The 20,954-nt window shown below is 65.2% G+C and carries 14 protein-coding genes; 10 read left to right on the top strand and 4 right to left on the bottom strand.

Annotated elements, in window-relative coordinates:
- Positions 1-292: 292 nt before the first annotated feature.
- Positions 293-1,447, bottom strand: a complete 1,155-nt coding sequence (locus tag L2I41_RS05580; protein ID WP_237152521.1) for a protein phosphatase CheZ — start codon at positions 1,445-1,447, stop codon at positions 293-295.
- Positions 1,448-1,693: 246 nt separating this feature from the next.
- On the opposite strand from L2I41_RS05580, the gene L2I41_RS05585 reads away from it, so the two are divergent.
- Positions 1,694-2,836 carry an MFS transporter gene (locus L2I41_RS05585; protein ID WP_237152522.1) on the top strand — a complete coding sequence of 381 codons (1,143 nt, stop codon included), beginning with the start codon at positions 1,694-1,696 and terminating at the stop codon, positions 2,834-2,836.
- Positions 2,837-2,863: 27 nt separating this feature from the next.
- Here the strand turns inward: L2I41_RS05585 and dgcA are convergent, their stop codons facing one another.
- Positions 2,864-3,844: an N-acetyl-D-Glu racemase DgcA gene (dgcA, locus tag L2I41_RS05590; protein WP_237152523.1), complete on the bottom strand. Its 981-nt coding sequence runs from the start codon at positions 3,842-3,844 to the stop codon at positions 2,864-2,866.
- A gap of 173 nt (positions 3,845-4,017) precedes the next feature.
- Here dgcA and L2I41_RS05595 point away from each other — a divergent pair, with 173 nt between their 5' ends.
- The 5 genes from L2I41_RS05595 (at position 4,018) to L2I41_RS05615 (ending at position 8,879) form a co-directional block, all read left to right on the top strand.
- Positions 4,018-5,166 carry an ABC transporter permease gene (locus L2I41_RS05595; protein WP_237152524.1) on the top strand — a complete coding sequence of 383 codons (1,149 nt, stop codon included), beginning with the start codon at positions 4,018-4,020 and terminating at the stop codon, positions 5,164-5,166.
- Entirely contained in the window at positions 5,163-5,963 is an 801-nt protein-coding gene (locus tag L2I41_RS05600) for an ABC transporter ATP-binding protein (protein ID WP_237152525.1), read from the top strand. The genes L2I41_RS05595 and L2I41_RS05600 overlap by 4 nt, the downstream gene beginning before the upstream one ends.
- A gap of 9 nt (positions 5,964-5,972) precedes the next feature.
- Positions 5,973-7,628 carry an MlaD family protein gene (locus L2I41_RS05605; protein WP_237152526.1) on the top strand — a complete coding sequence of 552 codons (1,656 nt, stop codon included), beginning with the start codon at positions 5,973-5,975 and terminating at the stop codon, positions 7,626-7,628.
- A 12-nt stretch (positions 7,629-7,640) separates the two neighbouring features.
- Positions 7,641-8,252, top strand: coding sequence for an ABC-type transport auxiliary lipoprotein family protein (locus tag L2I41_RS05610; protein WP_237152527.1), 612 nt, complete (start codon positions 7,641-7,643; stop codon positions 8,250-8,252).
- Between the two features lie 267 nt (positions 8,253-8,519).
- Positions 8,520-8,879 (top strand): COG4315 family predicted lipoprotein, encoded by a 360-nt coding sequence (locus L2I41_RS05615; RefSeq protein WP_237152528.1) that lies wholly within the window; start codon positions 8,520-8,522, stop codon positions 8,877-8,879.
- A gap of 188 nt (positions 8,880-9,067) precedes the next feature.
- Here the strand turns inward: L2I41_RS05615 and L2I41_RS05620 are convergent, their stop codons facing one another.
- Positions 9,068-15,433, bottom strand: a complete 6,366-nt coding sequence (locus L2I41_RS05620; protein WP_237152529.1) for an apolipoprotein A-IV repeat region-like domain-containing protein — start codon at positions 15,431-15,433, stop codon at positions 9,068-9,070.
- Positions 15,434-16,129: 696 nt separating this feature from the next.
- Between L2I41_RS05620 and L2I41_RS05625 the strand changes: the two genes are divergently transcribed.
- Both L2I41_RS05625 and L2I41_RS05630 read left to right on the top strand, forming a co-directional pair.
- Positions 16,130-16,510: an Hpt domain-containing protein gene (locus L2I41_RS05625; RefSeq protein ID WP_237152530.1), complete on the top strand. Its 381-nt coding sequence runs from the start codon at positions 16,130-16,132 to the stop codon at positions 16,508-16,510.
- A gap of 196 nt (positions 16,511-16,706) precedes the next feature.
- Positions 16,707-17,027: a 2Fe-2S iron-sulfur cluster-binding protein gene (locus tag L2I41_RS05630; protein ID WP_237152531.1), complete on the top strand. Its 321-nt coding sequence runs from the start codon at positions 16,707-16,709 to the stop codon at positions 17,025-17,027.
- A gap of 130 nt (positions 17,028-17,157) precedes the next feature.
- Here L2I41_RS05630 and L2I41_RS05635 read toward each other — a convergent pair whose 3' ends face one another.
- Positions 17,158-18,537, bottom strand: coding sequence for a glutamine synthetase family protein (locus L2I41_RS05635; RefSeq protein ID WP_237152532.1), 1,380 nt, complete (start codon positions 18,535-18,537; stop codon positions 17,158-17,160).
- 126 nt (positions 18,538-18,663) lie between these two features.
- Between L2I41_RS05635 and L2I41_RS05640 the strand changes: the two genes are divergently transcribed.
- Entirely contained in the window at positions 18,664-19,191 is a 528-nt protein-coding gene (locus L2I41_RS05640) for a SixA phosphatase family protein (RefSeq protein ID WP_237152533.1), read from the top strand.
- Positions 19,192-19,385: 194 nt separating this feature from the next.
- Entirely contained in the window at positions 19,386-20,561 is a 1,176-nt protein-coding gene (locus L2I41_RS05645) for a hypothetical protein (protein WP_237152534.1), read from the top strand.
- Positions 20,562-20,954: the final 393 nt, after the last annotated feature.

Consider the following 20,954-nt stretch of genomic DNA (forward strand, 5'->3'; position numbering starts at 1 on the left):
AACGGCGGGACGCCGGCCGGCAGAACTGACGGGGCCTTTCGCCTTGGTTCCCGGCCCAACTCATTGAAAGATCGAACAAAGCGATCGCGCGGCTTGCCTGACAAGGGCGGGCGGCGACAGGATCGCTTGTGCGCAGCGGTTATCGCGCGCTGGGCAGGCGCATGACCAGTTTCGGGTGTTGCGGCCGAGAGCGGGCGCGCTCCTTTTGGGGGAGACGATGGACTGCCTGCAGGTCGGCCGCCACCTGTGATCGGAGGCGGCCTATGGCCATGGGCGTGTGCCCGGCACGTGGTCAGGAGAAGAGGGCCTGACGCTCGGTCTTGGTCATCTTCTCGAAGGGGTCGTCGACGATGGCGTCCTTCTTGCTGCGCGTGGCCTCGGTGACGCCCTTCAGGGTTTCGATGGCGTCATCCATGGCGGTGACGGCGGCGGCGAGGTCGGCGTCGGAGATGGCCGGTTCGGTGGCCGCGTCTGCGGGCGCTTCGAGATCGGTGACGTCTTCGACCGCAGTTTCCTCGTCGATGGCGTCGAAGTGGATTTCGTCGATGGCGGACTGGTCGAGCGCGACATCGCCGGAGACGGCAACGGCGGCGTCATCGGGATCGACCTCGGCAAACTCGACGTCGTGGACGGGTTCGACCAGTTCGACGGGAGCATGCGTCGGGAAGAGCATGTCGGCGGTGACGGGATTGTCGATGTCGGCCATGGCATCGATGCGGTCGAAATCCATGGCATCGATGGCGTCGTTGGCAACGGCCTGCAGCGCGGCAGCGTCGGCGGCTTCGTCTTCGCCGAGAAGGTCGTCGATGCGGTTCTGCTCGATGCCTTCGCCGGCAAGCGCCGGGCCATTGAGCAGATGCGCGTCGGGCCGTGTGTCGTGCGGGTTGGACCCGGTCGCCACGGGGGCCGGCGACTTGGACACTTCCTCGTCTTCCATGCCCCAGATCTCGATCATCGCATTGATGCGATTTTCGAGATAGCGCAGCACGTGCACCACCTTCTGCGTCCGCTGGCCGGTGAGATCCTGGAAGGAACAGGCCATGTAGATGGTGGTGGTGAGGTTCTCCACGTCGTCGCAGAGCGCTTCGTCGACGCCGGCTTCGCGCATGGTCCAGGCATATTCCTGGATCTTTTCGGCGGCACCGAGAATTTCGGAGGTGGCCGCCTCGGTCTGCTCGACGATGGCGTCCAGCTCGCTGGAGGCGCGCTCGAAGCGGCTGAGGTGCGAGTTGCCGTCGGACTTGATCTGGGCGATCTCGAGCTTGGTGCGCTCGATGGCGTCCTTCATCTCGCCGATGTCCAGGCGAATGCGATCGGCGTCAGGGCGGCGCTCGCGCTTCAGCAACGTCTCCAGGCGACCGATGGCACCAAGCACCTGATCGGTGTTGGCCGAGCGATTGCGCCGCGCATATTCGGCAAGGAACCAACGGCCCTTTTCCGTTTCCATGACGGCGGATTCGATCGCTTCGTAATCGGATTCACGCAGAGGAGTGAGTGCTTGCGGATTGTCCATATTTTTGCCGCAGACCCCGTGATAGCTATTTTATTAATGTGCGAAGGCTAAGTTCCACCCACCGGTGTACAATACCGACGCACGATTCGCCCTTATCTTCATAGCGAATCCTTCACATCGAGTTTATTACGAGCTCCTCCCGTGACAAGAAAATTCGGGCGCCTATCCCCGGCGCAGCTGATGAGTGTCTTCTTTGGCACAGCTTTCTTCGTGAATGGCGTCATCCTGCCCTTCTTTCCGGTGGTTCTTTCGGCCAAGGGCCTGACGGGACAGGAGATTGCCTTCATTATTGCAACACCGCATGTCATGCGGCTTTTCTCGATGCCGATCCTGTCGGGGCTGGCTGACCGGTCATCCGACCGGAGGCTGGTGATGTTCTGGCTGGTCGCCATCACGCTGGCGGCGACGCTGCTGATGGGCTACGTGACACAGCGCTGGGCCGTGATGGCGATGGGCTCGCTGCTGCTGATCCTGTCCTATTGCGTCGGGCCGCTGGCCGACACCATCGCCATCCTGATGGAGCGCAACGGGCTTGGCGACTACGGCAAGATGCGCCTGTGGGGCTCGGCGTCCTTCATCATGGGCAACCTGGTGGGCGGCGTGGTGATGGAGCATTCCGGCGTGCCGTCGGTCTATCTACTGATCATCTTCGGCTTTGTGCTGTCGGCTTCCACGTCCTTCCTCATTCCGCCGGCGCAGGCGCAGAAGGCGGAAGCTTCGGTGGCCGCGCTCACCATCCTGCGGCGGCCGGCGTTTCTGGGCGTGCTGCTCGGCCATGGACTGATCCAGTCGGGACATGCGGCGCTCTACGGCTTTGCGACGCTGGTCTGGCAGCAGCGCGGCTATGACGACATGTCGATCGGCGTGTTCTGGGCCATCGGCGTGATCGCGGAGATCATGCTGTTTTCGGTTGCGGGGCGGATGCTGAGTTCGGTGCCGCCGTTGACGCTTATGGCGCTTGGCGGGGTCATCGGTTTCGGGCGCTGGGTGCTGTTCACGCTGGATACGGGCACCACGGTGACGGGCGCGCTGCAGATCCTGCACGCGGGCTCCTTTGCGCTGGCCCATATCGGCCTGATGCGCTTCATCCGCGAGGTGGTGCCGGAGCAGCGGGCGTCGTCGGCGCAGGGCACATACATGATCTTCAACGGTCTCGGCATGGCGCTGGCGACGGCGATCGCCGGGCGGCTGTGGCCGGTGATCGGCGAGGACTGCTTCTATGCCATGTCGGCCTTCTGCCTGGCCGGTCTGGTGATCCTGATGATCAGCCGTTCGGGCATCAGCCGGCTGCCGGTGGTGACGCCGAACGCCGTTCTCGCCTGACGGGATTGTGCTGCCTGACGGGTAGGGTCAGCCCCACAGATCCGGCTCGGGCGGGTGGGCGAGCGAGCCGACATAGACGAGGCCCGGCGTGCGGTCGCGCGCCAACAGCAGCGGACCGTCGAGATCGGTGAAGGCGGCGCCTTGGGCGGCGAGCAGGGCGGGCGCCATGGCCAGCGACGTGGCCACCATGCAGCCCACCATCACTTGCAGACCGGCCGCGTGCGCGGCGTCGACCATGGCGAGCGCCTCGGTGAGGCCGCCGGTCTTGTCCAGCTTGACATTGACGGCGTCATAGCGCGCGGCGAGGCGCGGGATCTCGGCGCTGGTATGGGCGCTTTCGTCGGCACAGATGGGAACCGGGCGGGGCAGGCCGGCGAGGCCGTCGTCGGCTCCGGCGGGCAGGGGCTGCTCGATCAGCGCGACACCGGCTTCGAGGCAGGCAGCCATCATCGGGGCGAAGGTTTCCAGCGTCCAGCCTTCGTTGGCATCGACGATGATGCGGCTCGCGGGCGCGCCTTCGCGGACGGCGAACAGGCGATCGCGATCGCCTTCGCCCCCGAGCTTGATCTTGAGGAGCGGGCGTTCCGCGGCGGCGCGCGCGGCCTGCCGCATGCTCTCGGGTGTGCCGAGCGACAGGGTGAAGGCGGTGGTGACCGGCTTGGGCGGTGGCAGGTTGAGAAGGGCGGCGGCGCTGAGGCCGAGGCTCTTGGCTTCGAGATCGATCAGCGCGCAATCGAGGGCATTGCGGGCCGCGCCGGCGGGCATGGCCGCGCGCAGGGCGTGACGATCCCCGCCGCTCTCGACGAAGGTGGTCATGGCCTCGATGGCAGCGACGACCCCCTCGACCGTCTCGCCATAGCGGGCATAGGGCACGCATTCGCCGCGGCCGGAATGGCCACCGGACGCGATGGTGGCGACCACGACGACCGCCTCGGTTTTCGACCCGCGAGAGATGGTGAAAGAGCCGGCGATGGGAAAGCGTTCGACGGTGCAGGACAGGCGGCGCAAGGGCGGCTCCTCAACTTGATCTGCGCAAGACATAGCTTGCCGGGCGCTGCGACGCTACCGGCTTGCGACGCGTGGCGCGTCAAGGCGGATCCACTGGGCACGGGGACAATTTCTAGCCTTGATTTCATGCTGCAACGCCCTTCAATGGCTGTGAGAGATTCCAAGGAGTGGACATGGGGGCGGCGTCTGTCAGTGGCGAGCATGCCGGCATCGGAGAACGCGCCGATGCCGATGGGCATGCCATTTCCCTGACGGGCGACTGGACGCTGGATACCGTGGGTTCGGCGGCGGACATGCTGGCCAAGGCCTATCTGCCGCAAGGCGGTGTGCTGGTGATTGACGGGGCGTCGATCGGCCGCCTGGATACGGCCGGCGCCTGGGTGGTCGAGAAGGCCCGGCGGCAGTTCGTGGCATCGGGTGTGACGGTGCGTTTCGAAGGCTTTCCGCCATCGGCGCGCACGCTGCTGGCGGCGGTGGAGCCGCTGGCCGAGAAGCCCTTGCCGGTGCCGGCCAAGGAGCTGCCGCTCAAGTGGCTGCTGAGCCGGGTTGGCCAGGAAACCGCGGAACTGGTGGTCGATGCCGTGGCCATTCTCGCCATGCTTGGCGAGGTGATCGTCTCCTTCGCGGGCATGCTGACCTTCCGGCGGCGGATGCGCTGGCCGGCGCTGTTCAGCCATGTGGGGCGGACCTCGATGCAGGCGGTGCCGATCATCGGGCTGATGAGCTTCCTGATCGGCATGATCATTTCCCAGCAGGGCGGCTTCTATCTGCATACCTATGGCGCCGATGTGCTGGTGGTGGATCTGGTGGGCGTGCTGACCTGCCGCGAGATCGGCGTGCTGCTGACGGCGATCATGGTGGCGGGCCGGTCCGGCTCGGCCTTCACGGCTGAAATCGGCTCGATGAAGATGCGCGAAGAGATCGACGCCATGAGCGTGCTCGGCCTGTCGCCGGTGGATGTGCTGGTGCTGCCGCGCCTGACGGCGCTGGCGATTGCGCTGCCGATCCTGACGCTGGTGGCTGACCTGAGCGCCATGGCCGGCGCCTGGGTGGTGGCGCTGTTCTATATCGGCATCCCCACCGACGTGTTCATCGAACGGCTGCATGTGTCGCTGACGGTGACGCAGGTGATGATCGGTTTCACCAAGGCGCCGTTCATGGCGGCGATCATCGGTCTGGTGGCCTGTTCGGAGGGCATGAAGGTGAAGGGCTCGGCGGAATCGCTGGGCGAACACACCACGGCCTCGGTGGTGAAGGCGATCTTCATGGTGGTGGTCACCGACGGCGTGTTCGCCATCGCCTTTGCGACGCTGGGGATATGAGCATGAGCGATCCGGCAGCGCAGCAGGCGGGGAACGGACGGGATGCGGTGATCTCGGCGCGCGGACTGCAGGTGGGGTTCGGCGGCAAGTTCATCCTCGATGGCCTTGATATCGACGTCTGGCGTGGCGAGATCCTCGGCGTTGTCGGTGGTTCCGGCACGGGCAAATCGGTGCTGCTGCGGACCATCATCGGGCTCAATCACCGGCAGGGCGGGACAGTGGCGCTGTTTGGGCAGGACATCGACGCGGCGAGCCAGCAGGAGCGGGTGCAGATCGGCCGCCGTCTCGGCGTGTTGTTCCAGCAGGGCGCGCTGTTCTCCTCGCTGACGGTGCTGGAAAATGTGGCGGTGCCGATGCGCGAACATCTGCATCTGCCGAGTGAGCTGGTGGACGAGCTGGCGCGGCTGAAGATCGAGCTGGCGGGCCTGCCGTCCGATGCTTGCGGCAAATATCCGTCGGAGCTTTCGGGCGGCATGATCAAGCGCGCGTCGCTGGCGCGGGCGCTGGCGCTCGACCCGGACGTGGTGTTTCTCGACGAGCCGACGGCGGGGCTGGACCCGATCGGCGCGGCGGAGTTCGACCAGTTGATCCTGAAGCTGCGCGAGACCCTCGGCCTGACCGTGTTCATGGTGACACACGACCTCGACAGTCTTGTGGAGATAACGGACCGGATCGCCGTATTGGGCAACAAGAAAGTGCTGGTGGATGGTACGTTCAAGGAACTCAAGTCGGTCGACCATCCTTGGGTGGACGCGTATTTCAACGGCCCGCGCGCCGAACATCTGATCCTGAAATAGGGGAGATCCATGGAGTCCCGGGCGAATTACGCGGCAATCGGCGCCTTTGTGCTGGCCATGCTGGCTGTCGGCATCGGCATGCTCGCCTGGCTGGCCAATGCGGGCAAGAGTTCCGACCAGGCGCCGGTTCGCGTTGTCTTCGCCGGATCGGTGACGGGCCTCAGCGTCGGCTCTTCGGTGCTGTTCAACGGCATCAAGATCGGCGAGGTGCAGGATCTCAGCCTCGACCCGAAGGACCCGCGCACGGTGGTGGGCGTCATTCGCGTCGACCGGGCCATCCCGCTCAAGACCGACACGCGCGCCATCCTGTCCTATCAGGGGCTGACGGGCGCGGCCAACCTGCAGCTCGAAGGCGGATCGCGCAATGCGCCGCTGCTGTTCGATTCGGTTGAGGGGCGCATTCCGACCATCCAGGCGGAGATCTCGCCCTTCCAGGACATTCTGGAGAGCGCGCGCAATGTGCTGAACCGCGCCGACAATGCCATGGGGGCGATCGACGACTTCATCTCCGAGAACGGGCCGGCCTTCAATCACATGGTCAACAACGCCGAGAAGTTCACGGCGGCGCTGGCGGACAATTCGGACGGCATCGGGCAGGCGCTGGCCAGCGTGTCGGAGGCGGCGACCTCGATCCACGACATTGCCGTCAACCTGAAGGGCAGCACCCAGCGGGCGGAAGAACTGCTGAACGCGGTTGATCCGGCCAAGGTGGCGGAGATCGTCGACCAGCTGAAGCAATCGTCGGAGAAGCTGAACGCGGTGCTGGACCGGGCCAACACGGTCGCGGGGGGCATCGACCCCAAGGCGGTCAACGACGTGATGGCCAACATTTCCGATGCCGCCAAGACGTTGGACACGACGGTGGCAAAGGCGCATGACGTGCTGGCGGCGCTCGATCCCAAGGACGTCGATGGGCTGGTTGCCAGCCTGACCGAGACGGCGCAATCGATCAAGGACACAGCCAAGCGGGCATCGGACCTCATGGCGGCGGTGGACCAGAGCAAGGTGCAGTCGATCATGGGATCGGTTGACACTGCGACCAAGAACATCGCCGACGTGTCGTCGACGCTGGGCGGCGTGGTGGACCGGACGCGCGAGGCGGTGGCCTCGATCGGCGAGGTGGTCGGCGCGGTTGATCCGACCAAGGTGCGGTCGACGGTGGACGACGTGTCGGCCTTCGCCGGATCGCTCAAGGATTATACGCCGCGCATCGACGCGATCCTGGCCGATGTGAAGACGGCGTCGGCGAGCCTTGCCGATCTGGGCAATACCATCAAGGCGCATCAGGGTGATGTGGACGTGACGATCACCAATGCCAAGCATCTGGTGGAACAGCTCAACGGCATTGCCGAGCGGACCGATGGGGTTGTTGCGAAGGTCGACAAGTATGTGGACGGCGACGGGCAGGGCCTCGTCAAGGAGGCGACCGAGGCGGCCAAGTCGATCCGCGAGATCGCCGATACGCTGAACGCCAAGATCGGGCCGATCACCGACAATGTGGCGCGCTTCTCCGGCCGCGGGCTCGACAGCGTGACGCAACTGTCGGAAGAAGGACGGCAGGCGCTGGCGCGGCTCGAACGGGTGCTCGCCAGTGTCGAGCAGAATCCGCAGCAGTTCATCTTTGGCGGGGACAGCGTTCCCGAATATGGCGGCCGGCGCAAATAGCAGGGGGCAGGCGTGACGTTCAGGTGGATTCGACTGGGAGTTCTGGGTCTTGCGGGTCTCGCGCTGGCGGGCTTGAGCGGCTGTTCGACCCTGAGCGGCGGCGGCGCTGCCCCGTCGATCTTCGATCTGGATGCCCCCACGGATTTCGGCGGGCTGAAGGGCAAGGCGGCGGTGCAACTGCTCGTCCCCAAGCCGAGCGTCAGCGACGCATTGGCGTCATCGCGCGTGGCGGTGCGGCAGGGTGGGGCGGAGATCGCCTATTTCCCCGGGGTGACCTGGAGCGACGAGGTGCCCTCGCTGATCCAGACGACGCTGACGCGCGCTTTCGAGAATTCCGGCGCGGTGAAGGCGGTGGGGCGGCCGGGCGAGAGTCTGGCGATCGACGACCAGGTGATCGTTGATGTCCGCGCCTTTGAGCTGGATGTGAGCCAGGCGCCGGTGGGCCATGTGGTGCTGGGGGTCAAGCTGCTCGACGACCGGAACGGCAAGGTGCGGGCAACCAAGGTATTCGACGTGTCGGTTCCTGCAACGACGGATGCGGCCAAGCCCGCGATTGCGGCACTCAACAAGGCCTCGGAAGAGGCGGTGCGGCAAGTGGTGGCCTGGACGGTCGAGGTGCTCTGAGGGACGACGGTTGGCCAAGGCCGGTTAAGCTTGACTGGCATGGCTTTGCTGCCGTCTCCGTCGCCGGGATGGCCTCGATCGGCGATGCGTCCTCTCTGTTATACTTGGTCCGTGAAGCAATTTCCAAATTAGACTGTTGCCGCCTTTGTGACGGGTTGTGATACAACAGTGCGCGAGACTGTTCCCTTTGGAACAAAATTGCAGCCGTATTTGCGGATAATCTCTCTAATACAAGGTGTATCCATACCTTGTATTTGGGAGGTAAAAATGAACTTTTCCTATTTCGGTCGCTCTCTCTGTGCCGCGGCTCTTGGACTTGCCGCTTTCTCGTCACCGGTCCTGGCCGCGGAGATGGTCAAGGACAAGGGCGGCATGACCCTCTACACGTTTGATGCGGACAAGGACGGCCAGTCCACCTGCTATGATACTTGCGCCACCAACTGGCCGCCTTATGTCGGGAAGGCCGACGAAAAGGCTGCCAAGGGCTGGACGCTCGTTCCCCGGACGGACGGCGCTCAACAGTGGGCCTATGACGGCAAGCCGACCTACACCTACATGGCTGACAAGGCGGCCGGCGACGCCAAGGGGGATGGCGTTGAGGGCAAATGGCACGTGATTGCCAAGTGACGGGCCGCTTGTGAGATAGCTGCCTCAAGCCTTTTGCCGGCTACCGTCTGGAGCGCTTTCCCGCGTGACAGACAATAAAAAACGCAGCCCGTTCAGTTTGAGCGGGCTGCGTTTTTCGTTGTGGCTTCCGGTGATCTCACTCGCCCGAGCCATTCGGCCCCGGCGAGTGATTGATGCGTGCTGGCGGATCAGCCGAGCTTGCCGCTGGCGTGGGCCAGCATGGTGTAGACCTTGCCGGTGTCCGAGTTGAGGTAGCTGGCTGCCAGCCCGCCGTCCGGATCCTTGGCGGCGGCGTCCTCGTAGAGGGCGCTGAAGTGGTCGATGTAGCGATCGACGGCCACGCGGAACTCGCTGTCGCGCTGATACTTGCGACGGATTTCGTCGAAGGTCTGCTGGCCCTGCAGGGTGTAGAGCCGGCGGGTGAAGACGTGCGTCTCGCCCTTGCGATAGCGGTTCCAGAGGTCGACGAAGGCGTCATTGTCGATGGCGCGCGCGATGTCGACCGAGAGCGAGTTCAGGCTCTCGATGGTGCTCGATGCCTTGCGGGCAGGTTCCGAAGCCCGCGAGCTGGGTGCCGGACGATCGGCGTCGTCAGACACGCGGCGCAGGAGGTCGGAAATCCAGCCGGTGCGTTCGCCCGACGGGGCGGCCTTGGCTTCCGCACGACGGTCGTCGGGGAAGTCGAAGCCGGTGGTGCGGCTCGGCTGGATCGTTGCCCGCGGAGCGGTACGAACCGGTTCCGGCGCAGCCGGCAGCGACGCGGCGATCGAGCGCGGGGCAGGGGCCGGCGCACTGACCGCAGCGGCGGCGACCGGCTTGCTGACCGGAGCCTGGCGCGACACGATCTCGCTCAGTTCGTTGAGCGCGCGGATCTGCTCGCTGACGACGCGGCGCATGGCGGCGGCGTGCTGGGTGGTTTCTTCCGGCAGATCGAGGATGCCGCGGCTGATGTCGGCGCGGATTTCCTCGAGTTCGCGGTTGACCGCACGGGTGGCCTTGCGCATTTCCTCAGCCGTTTCGGCGAAGCGATTGACCGCCGAACCGATGGAGCTGTTGATCTCGGCGACGAGCTGGTCGCGCACGGTCTCGATGGTTTCCTGGGTCTTGCGACCTTCCTGTTCGGCGGTGCCGCTCAGCGACTGCAGCTGATCGGTGAGTGCGCCGGTGGTGGATTCCATGTTGCGCGTGATCTGGTAGCCGACGTCGCGGGCGCGGCGCTCGGCGTTGCTGAGCGTCTCGTGGATCATGCCCGAGATGCCCTGGAGGTTCTCGGCGAGTTCGCCGGACTTCTCCTGCAGCACGGCGGCGATCTGTTCGAGGGCCGCCTGACGCTCGCCGATGACGCCGTCCATGGACGCGCCGACGTTGGACAGGGCGCGGGTAGCGCTCTGCAGATCCTGCGTCTGGCGGGCGAAGGTGTCGGCAATGCGGCTGATCTCCGTCAGCACGCTGTCCGAGACGCCCTGCAGCGCGGCGGCATTGTCGGCGATCGAGCGGCTGGACGCGGCGGTGTCTTCGACCACGCGGTCAACGACGGTGCGCAGGTCGCCGGTCTGGGCGCTGAGGTTGCGTTCCAGACGCGAGAGGTTGACGCTGGCCTGATCGAGGATGCCCTGCAGGGAGCGGTTGGCCACGTCGATCTGTTCGAGCGTGCCGGTCACGTCGGACTGGACGCGCGCGGCGGTGGCGTCGAGCGACTGCATGACGTCGCCGCTCTGCTGCTCCAGCGTGGCGACCAGCGACCGGGTGACCGTGGTGAGGCTGCGGGCAGCTTCCTGGCCACGTTCGGCGATGGCACGGCTGACGTTGTCGCCATTCTCGGCGAGGGCGGCCAGCACGTCGGTGGCAGCGCCGCGGACCTGGGCGGCGATTTCCTCGCCCCGGCCGCCAACGGTGTTGTTGAGGGCGGCGGTGCCTTCGAGGAAGGCGGTGGCGAGTTCGGCGCCGCGGCCGTCCAGCAGCTCGGCCAGTTCGGCCATGCGGCTCGACACGAGGTCGACGACCTGCTCGGCGCGGCCGTTGAGGCCGTCGGTGGCGGCAGTGGTCCGCTCGGACAGGACGGCTTCCAGTTCGCGCGTGGCATCGGCCAGACGCTCGGTGGCGCTGGTGATGGCGGCGGCGAGCAGTTCGGCGGCCTTGTCGGTCTCGCCGGAGAGGCGCGTGGTGATGTCCTCGACCGAGCCGATGAGGTTCGAGCGCAGGCGGGCGGTCTCGCCGGCCAGGCGATCGGTAACTTCGTCGACGGCGCCGACCAGATTGACGCGCGCCTTCTCGCTCTCCATGGACATGCGACCGGCCACTTCGTCGACCGAGCCGATGACGGCGTCGCGGACGCGCTGGCTTTCGTCGATCAGGCGGCCTTCGACGGCGGTGATCGCCTCGTAGACGTTCTCGCGGGCCTTCTGGCTCTCGGTGCTGAGCACCTCGGTGATGGTGGACGACAGTTCTTCGAGGGCGCCGCGCGCTTCGTCGCGCAGACGGGCGATGCGGTCTTCGGCGCCGGACAGCGAGCCGGAGACGGCCTCACTGGTGCGCAGGCCTTCCGACGACAGGCGCTCGGCCGCGCCGTCGATGGCGGAGATCACCACCGAGCGCACGCTTTCGCTCTCGTTGGCCAGGCGTTCGGAGACGCCGTCCAAGAGGCCCGAGAGGATGTCGCGAGCCCGGCTCGAGCTGCCTTCGAGCTCGACGGTGGCGCCCTGCATGGTCTCGGTGACGATGTCGCGAGCCAGAGCGGCCTGCTCATGCAGCTTCTCGGCGGCCGTGGTGACCGAGCCGAGCAGTTCTTCGCGAGCCCGGGCGCTTTCGCGCTGGAGCACGGAAGCGGCGTTGATGAGCGCGCGGGCCAGTTCCTCGCGGGCGGTCTCGGTCTGGCTGCCGAGCGTGTCGACGATCGCCGAAAGGCGCTGGGTAAGCGAGATTTCGAGCGAGTTGGCGCGGCTGTCGAGTGTTTCGGCGACCTCGAACACCTTGGAGCCGAGCGAGACGTTGATCTCGGCGACCTTGTCGGCGAGGGTCTCGGTGAACTCTTCGGTCTTGCGCTGCAGCGAGCGACCCACGGCCTCGAGGCGGCCTTCGATGGCGTCGACCATCTCGGACTGACCGGACGAGAAGGCCTGGGCCAGATCGCGGGTGCGGGCCATGAGAGTTTCGGTGATCTGGCGGGCGCGGCCGTCCAGCGCCTGGTCGATGGTGGCGATGCGGGTGTCGAGCGTATCGGTGAGCGAGTCGGCCTTGGTGGCGATGACGGCGGTGGCGTCGTCGAGCTTCTGGCCGACGGTGGTGTCGAAAGCGGCCAGCTGGGTGCCGAGCACGCCGGAGAAGCTGTTGGAGCGGCTGTCGAGGGCTTCGAGGATGCCCGAGGTGCGGCTGTCCAGCGTCTCCATGATGGAGCCCGAACGGGTGTCGAACTCGCTGCCGAGACGGGCGAGACGCTCGTCCAGCAGGCCGGTGAGGCTGTCGGCGCGGCCGATGAGGGCTGCTTCGAGGGCGTCGGTGCCCTGGGCCAGCGCGGTCTGGATGGTGGCCGTGCGGGCGGTGAGTGCCGTTTCGATGCGGGCGATCTGCTCTTCGAGCGAGCCGTCGAGGGCCGAGGTGCGCGAGACGAGGCTGTCGACCAGCTCGGCGGCGCGGCCGTTGATGATCTCGTCGAGGGCCTTGAGGCGCTCGCCGAAGCTCGAGGACATGATGTCCTGACGGTCGTCCAGCAGGCTGGCGATCTGGTTGCCGGCGACCAGGATGGTCTCGGCGGCGCGCTCGCCACGGGCGTTGATGGCGCGGGCAATCTCGGCGCCGATGGTGGACAGGCGCTCGGAGAAGGCGCTGCCGGAGGCGGCCAGAATGCTCTCGACGGAGGCGGAGGCGCCGTCGATGAGTCCGCGGATCGACGTGGTGCGGTCGTCCATGAGACGAGCGATGTCGTTGCCGGTTTCGGCAAGACGGTCGGCCAGATCGGCGCCGTTGACGGTGATGGCGGTGTGCACGGTCTCGCCGGTGACGGCGAGGCGGTTGACCAGCTCGGTGCCGCGCTCGGCGATCTCCGAGGTGATGCGGGTGCCGGTCTCGTCGAGGCGGTCGGTGATCTCGCTGCCGCGGATCGACAGGTCGAGCAGCACGGTCTCGGAGGTGGAGCGCAAGGTGTCGTTGATGGTGCCAATGCGCTCGGCGATGGCGGAGCTCATCTCCTCGGACGAACGGGAGACGCTCTCGGTGACTTCGCGGGTGCGCAGGGCCAGCTCGTCGGCGAAGTCCTTGCCGGTGCGGGCGAAGGTTTCGTCGATCTCGCGGGTGCGGATGGCGAGGTTCTCGTCGAGGGCGGCCGAACGGGTGTCGAGGGTGAAGATGATGGCGTCGGTCTGGTCGCGCAGCAGGCGCTCCAGCTGGCCGGACTTGCCCGAGAGGGCGGTCGACAGGGCCTCGGCGCGCTCGGCGAGCGTGCTGTCGAGGCTGGCAGTGCGCGACTCGAGGGTTTCGGACAAGTCCTGGACGCGCTCGGTCAGCACCTTCTCAAGGGAGTCGGTGCGGGTGAGCAGAGCGGTTTCCAGCACGGAGGCGCTGGTGGCGATGGTCGCTTCCATTTCCTGGGTGCGGTGGCCGATGGCCTGCTCGAAGGCGGCCTTCTGCTCGGCGATGGTGATGGCCAGTTCGTCGGCACGGCCGGCGATGGCGGCACCCAGCTCGTTGGTGCGAACAGCGAGGGTCTCGCTGAGCAGATCGGTCTTGCTCGACAGGGCGTCGCTGAGCTGGTCGGTCTTGTTGGCCAGCGCATCGGTGAGCAGTTCGGTCTTGCTGGCCAGGGTGTCGCTGAGCAGGTCGGTGCGGCTCAGGAGCGTGTCGCTGAGGGCGCTGGTGCGGGTTTCGATCAGGCTGCCGAGCTGGCCCGAGCGCAAGGCAAGGGTGGCTTCCAGCGCGTCGGAGCGTTCGGAGAGGACCGAGGACAGTTCCTCGGTGCGGCTGCCGAGCGTGGTGGCGATCTCCTGGGCGCGTTCACCAAGGGTGCGACCGAGCTCGAAGGTACGGATCGACAGGGTGGACGACAGCTCGTCGGAGCGCGCGGCGACGGTGGACACCAGCTCTTCGGTACGGGCCGAGAGCGTGAAGGCGAGGTCGCCGGTGCGGTCGGCGATGGCGGTCGACAGCTCGTCGGAGCGGGCCGACAGGGTCGAAACCAGTTCCTCGGTGCGCGAGGCCAGCGTGAAGGCGAGATCGCCGGTGCCGCCGGAGAGGGCGGAGGACAGATCCTCGGTACGGCTCTTGAGCGTGGTGGCCAGTTCGTCCGACCGGCGGGCGATTTCCTCGCCGAAGGTGGAGGTGTGGGTGGCCAGCGCGACGACGAGGCGATCGCCCTGATCGGCGAGGACCTTGTTGAGTTCGTCGGCACGGCTCGACAGGGCAGCGGTGACGCTGGTGCCGGTTTCGGCCAGACGCTCGGCAATGGTGTTGCTCTGGGCGTCGAGGCTGGAGACCAGCTCGGCACCGCGCAGCGACAGCGTGTCGGTCAGATTGGTGCTGGCAGAAGCGAACTTCTCATGGAAGCCGACGGTCTCGGTTGACAGGCGCTCGGAGACGTCCTTGGCGGTGGACTCAAGGCGCGCCACATATTCGACGCCGCGCGCCGACACGGTTTCGCTGAGCGAGCGACCGGCGGCCTCGAAGGCGAGCGCCAGTTCCTCGGCCTTGGAGCCGAAGGTGCGCGTGACGGTGCGACCGGTTTCGTCGATGCGGTTGGCGAGCAGGTCGCCGGCGGTGCGCAGCTCTTCCGACAGGCTCTCGTGGGCGCCGGAAATGGCGGAGCGCGCCTTTTCGGCATTGGCGAGGACGGATTCGCGCTGGTTGACCAGCTCCTCGATCATGCCGCGGATGCGGATTTCGTTGTCGCTGTAGGAGCGTTCGAGCGAGGCGACTTCGTTGTGAACGAGCACTTCAAGCTCAGACGCGCGGGCGAGGGCGCGCTCGATGCCGTCGCCCATGGCGGCGACTTCGCGGCGGATGGCCTGTCCGACGGAGACGATGTTTTCCTTGGCGGAGGCTTCCGGCTCGGCAAGGCGGACGGCGACTTCCGTCAGCGAGCGGGCGGCAAGGCGCATGTCCTGGGCGCGCCAGATCATCAGGGCCATGGCCCAGATCAGCATGACCGGAGCAACGATGCCGCCGACCAGCGCGAAGCCGTCAGGCCGGCGCAGCAGGGCCGAGGGATCGGCGAAGAGGCTGAGATCCCCAAGGGCGAGGCGGGCGACGTAGAGGCCAGCGGCCACCCAGGCCAGAGAGAGAATCAGGGCGATCCAGAAAGGCGTGGCCGAAGGCCGGCGCTGCATCTGGTAAAGCATGGTGGCGACCGTGCGACGGTCGTCGTTGGCGGCAGGCGTGCGGGGACGCACCGAAGCCTTGCTCGGCTCGGCGACAGGCTTGGCCTCGGCTGAAGCAGGTTCGGCGAACAAGCCGGATTCCGCAGCCGGATCGTCGGCGCCAGCACCGAACTCGATCTTCAGGGCCTCCTCGACGGCCGACAATGCGGCTTCTGCCGCCGCATCCGATGCCTTGGTGTTCTTTGCCATGGTCGCCTCACGTCCGCATACTTTGGAGGTTCGTGAACCGAAGAAGTTCTCCGGCCTTGAACCGAGTCCCGCGTCTTCCACCCGGCCCGGCGGTCGATCACGGATCCCAGCGCAGCACCGCCTTCGGGATCTTCCAATCCCTAGGGCTACTCAGGTCAGCATGCGCCTATCAAAATCTAATGGCACAATGGTCCCCCCGGGACAAGGAAGGCAGGGCGGCGCAGCGAGATTGTTAACAGCCGGTTAAAAACCGTCTGCGGCTTTGAAAGGCCCCAAAAGGGCATTGGAGATCGCGCTTGTGTCGCAATCAAAGGTTGCTGGTCCCGTATGTGCCAGGTCAATTCCAGCCTTGGAAGGCTCGTGCCGGGGAAGGACTATTCGCAACAATTTGTTGATAAACAATTGATTTTCATGTCGATCCGGATCTGCTCGTCAAACGAGTCTCCCAAAGCGGATCGGGACGATGCGACGATCTGCGCGGGTGGTCTGCCCGCAAGCAAGGGTGGACCGGCCGACCGGTAAAATTGCAGGCAAAGCGGTTTTCGCCCATTAACCATGTTTTTAGAATTTTACCATGTGGGGGCCGATCGGCGGTCCGATTTAAATCGTCATAAATGGGGCAGTGGCACCCTCAAGGCTTACCGGGGCCACGTGGAATTGGCCGCGCAGAAGCCCCGGACCGCAGGGATTGCCGTCATGACCTCACTCCATCATCATCAGCCGACGCCGCGCAAATCCACCGCTGCCGATGAGCGTCCGGTCGATCTGGTGCATCTGGCGCGCCAGACCATGGGCAACCACGACCTTGAACGCGAGGTGCTGCATCTCTTCCTGACTCAGTCGGAGAAGTGCATGAGCCGCCTTGGCGATTCGACCTATGCACGCCGGGCGGAAGCCGCCCATACGCTCCTGGGTTCGGCCCGTGGAATCGGCGCCCACAAGGTTGCCAGGGCCGCCGAAGCGCTGGAGCGCGCCGCGCTGGCCGACCCGACGGCGGGCAATGCCGAGATCGAGGCCCTGCGCGTCGAGATCGAGACGGCCAACCGTTTCATCCGCTCGCTGGTGTTCGCCGCCTGATTTTCTTGCCTTATAGCTGTTCGGGTCAGTTCGACTTCGTCTGAACTGAACGGGTTTCGGCCTGACTGGCTAAAGCAAAGGCTTGACGCGGGCCGGCAAGCGTATATTTCGAGGACGTCCTGCCCGCGTGCTTTCCGGCCGATTTCGCTCGGGCGGGCCCTCCCAGTCGGCCCCTTGTTACGGTTTGCGTCGCTTCATGCCCAAGATCACATTCATTTCTCACGACGGTTCCTCCCGTGACGTGGAAACCGCCGCCGGCACCACCGTGATGGAAGCCGCCATCAAGAATCTCGTGTCAGGGATCGAAGCCGAATGCGGCGGCGCCTGCTCCTGTGCCACCTGCCATGTCTATGTGGACGAGGCCTGGGCTGCCAAGGCGGGCGAGCCGGAGGCGATGGAAGAGGACATGCTCGACTTTGCGGCGGATGTGCGCCCGACCTCGCGCCTCTCCTGCCAGATCAAGATGTCGGCCGAGCTGGACGGCATCGTGGTGCATATCCCCGAGCGCCAGGCCTGAGATCCTGCCGGGAACAGGCTGGAGAGCCAAGGCTTTGGCTTGCGCAAGCTGGGTCTTGATATCGAGGACTGCGCCCAAACCTGCTGAGTTATGAAGCCCTCTGCCGCGACGCGACAGAGGGCTTCTTGCATCAGACGTTCAGCAGCAGATACTCGCGTTCCCAGCTGGAGATGACGCGATTGTAGAGGCGCAGCTCCAGCTTCTTGACGTCGATATAGGCCTCGACGAAGCGGGGGCCGAGCACGCGGGCCAGCGGCTCGCATTCGCCCAGTTCATAGAGCGCGTCGGACAGGTGTTCGGGCAACTCGACGCCGAGGGTCTTGGCGTCGACCTCGACCACGGGGGCGGGCATGCGCTGCTCTTCAAGACCGATCAGACCGCAGGCGAGCGTGGTGGCCATGGCAACATAGGGGTTGCTGTCGGCGCCGATGACGCGGTTTTCGACACGGCGCGACTCCGGTCCGGAATCGGGGACGCGCAGGCCGCAGGTGCGGTTGTCGCGGCCCCAGTGGACGTTGATCGGCGCGTCGCTTTCGAGACGGATGCGGCGGTAGCTGTTCACATTGGGGCAGAACAGGCTCATGGCCTTGGGCACATAGTGCTGCAGGCCGGCGATATAGTGCATGAGGGCGGCGGCGTCGGTGCCGTCGGCATTGGCGAAGATGTTCGCCTTGTCGGAGGTGCGCACGATCGACTGGTGGATATGGGTGGCCGAGCCCGGCATTTCCTGATGCGGCATGGCCATGAAGGTGGCGACCATGCCGTATTTGCGGGCGGCGAGGCGGGCAGTGCGCTTGAACAGGAAGGTCTGATCGGCGAGCTCGATGGGGTCGCCGTGGCGGAAGTTCATCTCGAGCTGCGCCGGGCCTGCCTCGTGGGCCATGGTGGCGATCTCGATGCGCGAGGCCTCGCAATAGTCGTACATCAGGTTGACGACGTGGTCATAGTCGTTGGCATGCTCGATGCCATAGGCCTGACGACCGCTTTCCTTGCGGCCGGAGAGACCGATGGGGACTTCGAGCGGCAGGTCGGGGTCGTCGTTCTTGCCCGTGAGATAGAACTCGACTTCCGGCGCGACAACCGGCTTCAGACCCTTTTCGGCATAGAGGCCGAGGATGCGGCGGAGCACCGAGCGGGGCGCGAAATCCACGAGGCGACCGTCGGCGAAATAGCAGTCGCAGATCACCTGGGCGGTGGGCTCGTCATACCAGGGAACGAGGCGCAGCGTGGTGATGTCGGGCACGCACATCACGTCGCGGTCGAGCGGGTTGACGATCTTGCTGTCCTCGGCGCTGTCGCCGGTGACCGCCTGGAAGAAGATGAACTCGGGCAGCCGGATGCCGGCGTCCAGCACGCGGATGAAATCCTCGCGCGGGACGATCTTGCCGCGCATGATTCCGTTCATGTCAGGGATGAGGCATTCGACCTCGCTGATCCGACGGTCGCGCAGCCAGTGAATGGCGTCGGCCTGGGTGTCGAAGCGGGGGGCAATATCGGCGGCGGTGGGCATGGAGGCTCCGGAAAGTGGGTCTGCGGCAAATGTAAAAGGCTCAATACGGCGACATCTGGATGGAAGCGCTGGAATCAACCTGTATATTCGCGAGGCTATACCCTTTGGCTGGAGTTTCCATCCCCGATGCCTCGTCTGTTTCTGCTGCGCCACGCCAAGTCGTCCTGGGCCAATCCGGGGATGGAGGATTTCGATCGGCCGCTCAACGGGCGAGGTGTCGCCTCGGTGCCGCTGATCGCGCGCTACATGGCGGAACATGATTTCCAGCCGGATCTGGTGTTGTGCTCTTCGGCACAGCGGACGCGCGAGACGTTTGCCGGATTGCTGCCGTTCCTGTCGCATGATTTCGAGGTGCGCTTTCTCGAGGCGCTCTATGAACCGACTGACGACAGCTACATTCCGGCGCTGCGACGCCTTGGCGGATCGGCCAAGAACCTGCTGCTGATCGGGCACAATCCGACCATGCAGATGACGGCCCTGGATCTCGCCGGCGATGGGGAGGCGGAGATGGTGGCGAGCGTGACGCTGAAGTATCCGACCGCCGCCCTGGCGGTGCTCGACCTGCCGATCTCGGATTTTGCCGATATCAGGCGGCGGATCGGGACGCTGGTTGATTATGTCTGCCCCAGAGATTTGGGACTGTCTGGCGACTGATGCCGCCAGACTAAGTTAATTTTCGGAATATGATTTCGGGTGCATTTTAGGGTTCTGCGCGCATCTGATTAAATCACATGGTGAATCGGAAAGTTGTCTTGCATTAACCTTTCGTGCTCTTAATATAGTTTCATAATCAACATTCAATAATCGCTCGATATCGTGCTCCCAGGTTTCTAAATGCGGGGGCATAGATGGGAAACATTCTGATCAATTCGGCCAAGTATCTGGCAACGACCGCGGCTCTGACATTGGTTGTCGGTGCGGCGCAGGCCGGCAGCATCACCGTTACCAAGAGCGAGATTTCGCAGGGCAAGCTGGTGGTGACCGGTACCAGCAGCAGCGGCAAGACGATGTCGCTGGACGGCAAGTTCCAGACCCCGATTTCGGGCAAGAACTTCAGCTTCTCGCTGATCTATCTGCCGTCGTCTTGCGTCGTCAATCTGGCGACGGACAATGGCAAGTCGGTCGCACAGGCCGTCGTTGCCAATTGCGGCCCGCGTGGTCTCAACCCCATGGGCGCCTGGTCCAGTGCCGTGATCTACGACGCGGGCGACATGGTGACCTTCCAGGGCGCCGCCTACGTGGCCAAGGACACCGACGGCAAGAACCAGAACAAGAATCCGACCAATGGCACGGCCTTCTGGGACAAGTATGTCGCCAAGGGCGCGGCCGGTCCGCAGGGGCCGGAGGGTCCTGAAGGTCCCGAGGGTCCGGAAGGTCCTGAAGGCCCGCAGGGCGAACAGGGGCCGCAGGGCGATCCGGGCGAGCAGGGGCCGCAGGGTGACCCGGGCGATGCCGGCACCGGTGGCGCCGGTGCGTCGATCACGCCGTTGTTCTGGAACAGCGAAGGCACCGGGCTGACGCTCAGCGACACCCAGCTGACCTTTGTCGGCGACACGGTTGAAGTGCAGACCGATGTCGGCGGGACGGTGTTCGGCGGCGGTTCGTTCAGCCTGATCTTCGATGACAGCAGCGAGGCCACGGACCCGATGTCCTTCGGCGGCAAGATTGGCCTGTGCGCCCGTGACATGGCGGATGATACAGCGGCTCCGGAGTTCATCGGCGGCAGCGCATCGGCTTCGTTTGCCGATACGGTCAGCAAGGACAAGGCCGTCAACCTGTCGATCTTCCCGGGCGGCGAAATCCCCTCAGGCGACTGGGCGGTTGGCCCGTGTGCGCAGGTCTATACAGCTGAGGGCCTGTCGCCCTTCAGCTTCCACTCGTCCGGCTGGATCACGCTGTCTGAGTTCGCCGCCGACAATGGCACGGGTGATGGCACGGGCGACGGTACGGGCGATGGCACGGGCGACGGTACCGGTGACGGTACGGGCGATGGCACCGGTGACGGTACTGATCCGAACCTGTGATCGCGGGTGAGCGGTCCTGGTTAGATGAAGAACGCGATGGGGGGCAACTTGCCTCCCATTTTGCATTGAGGGCGTCTTTCAACTGCGCGAGCCGGAGGCGCAGGCTCAGGGGCGTTGAGCGCAGATCGGCCTTGCCTGGGAATCAAGGGGTGTGCGCCTGCATGCGACGGCTTGGGGCGAAGGCTGCGCGCTCGCATCCAGAGGCAGATCTGCGAGATGGCGCTGCGTCATGCCTTTCAGATCCGGATGGAGCAAGGGGTCCTGCTTGCAGCCTTCTGGAGCGTCCAAGGTGTTGAGCCATCTCAAGATGGTATAGAGTTTCTTCATCGGTCTGCCCTCGGTGTCGGAGATTCGAACGGGGAGGAGCTTGTGCTGTCGATTGACTTTCACGCG

The organism is Oryzibacter oryziterrae (assembly GCF_021864535.1).
Taxonomy (GTDB): domain Bacteria; phylum Pseudomonadota; class Alphaproteobacteria; order Rhizobiales; family Pleomorphomonadaceae; genus Pleomorphomonas; species Pleomorphomonas oryziterrae.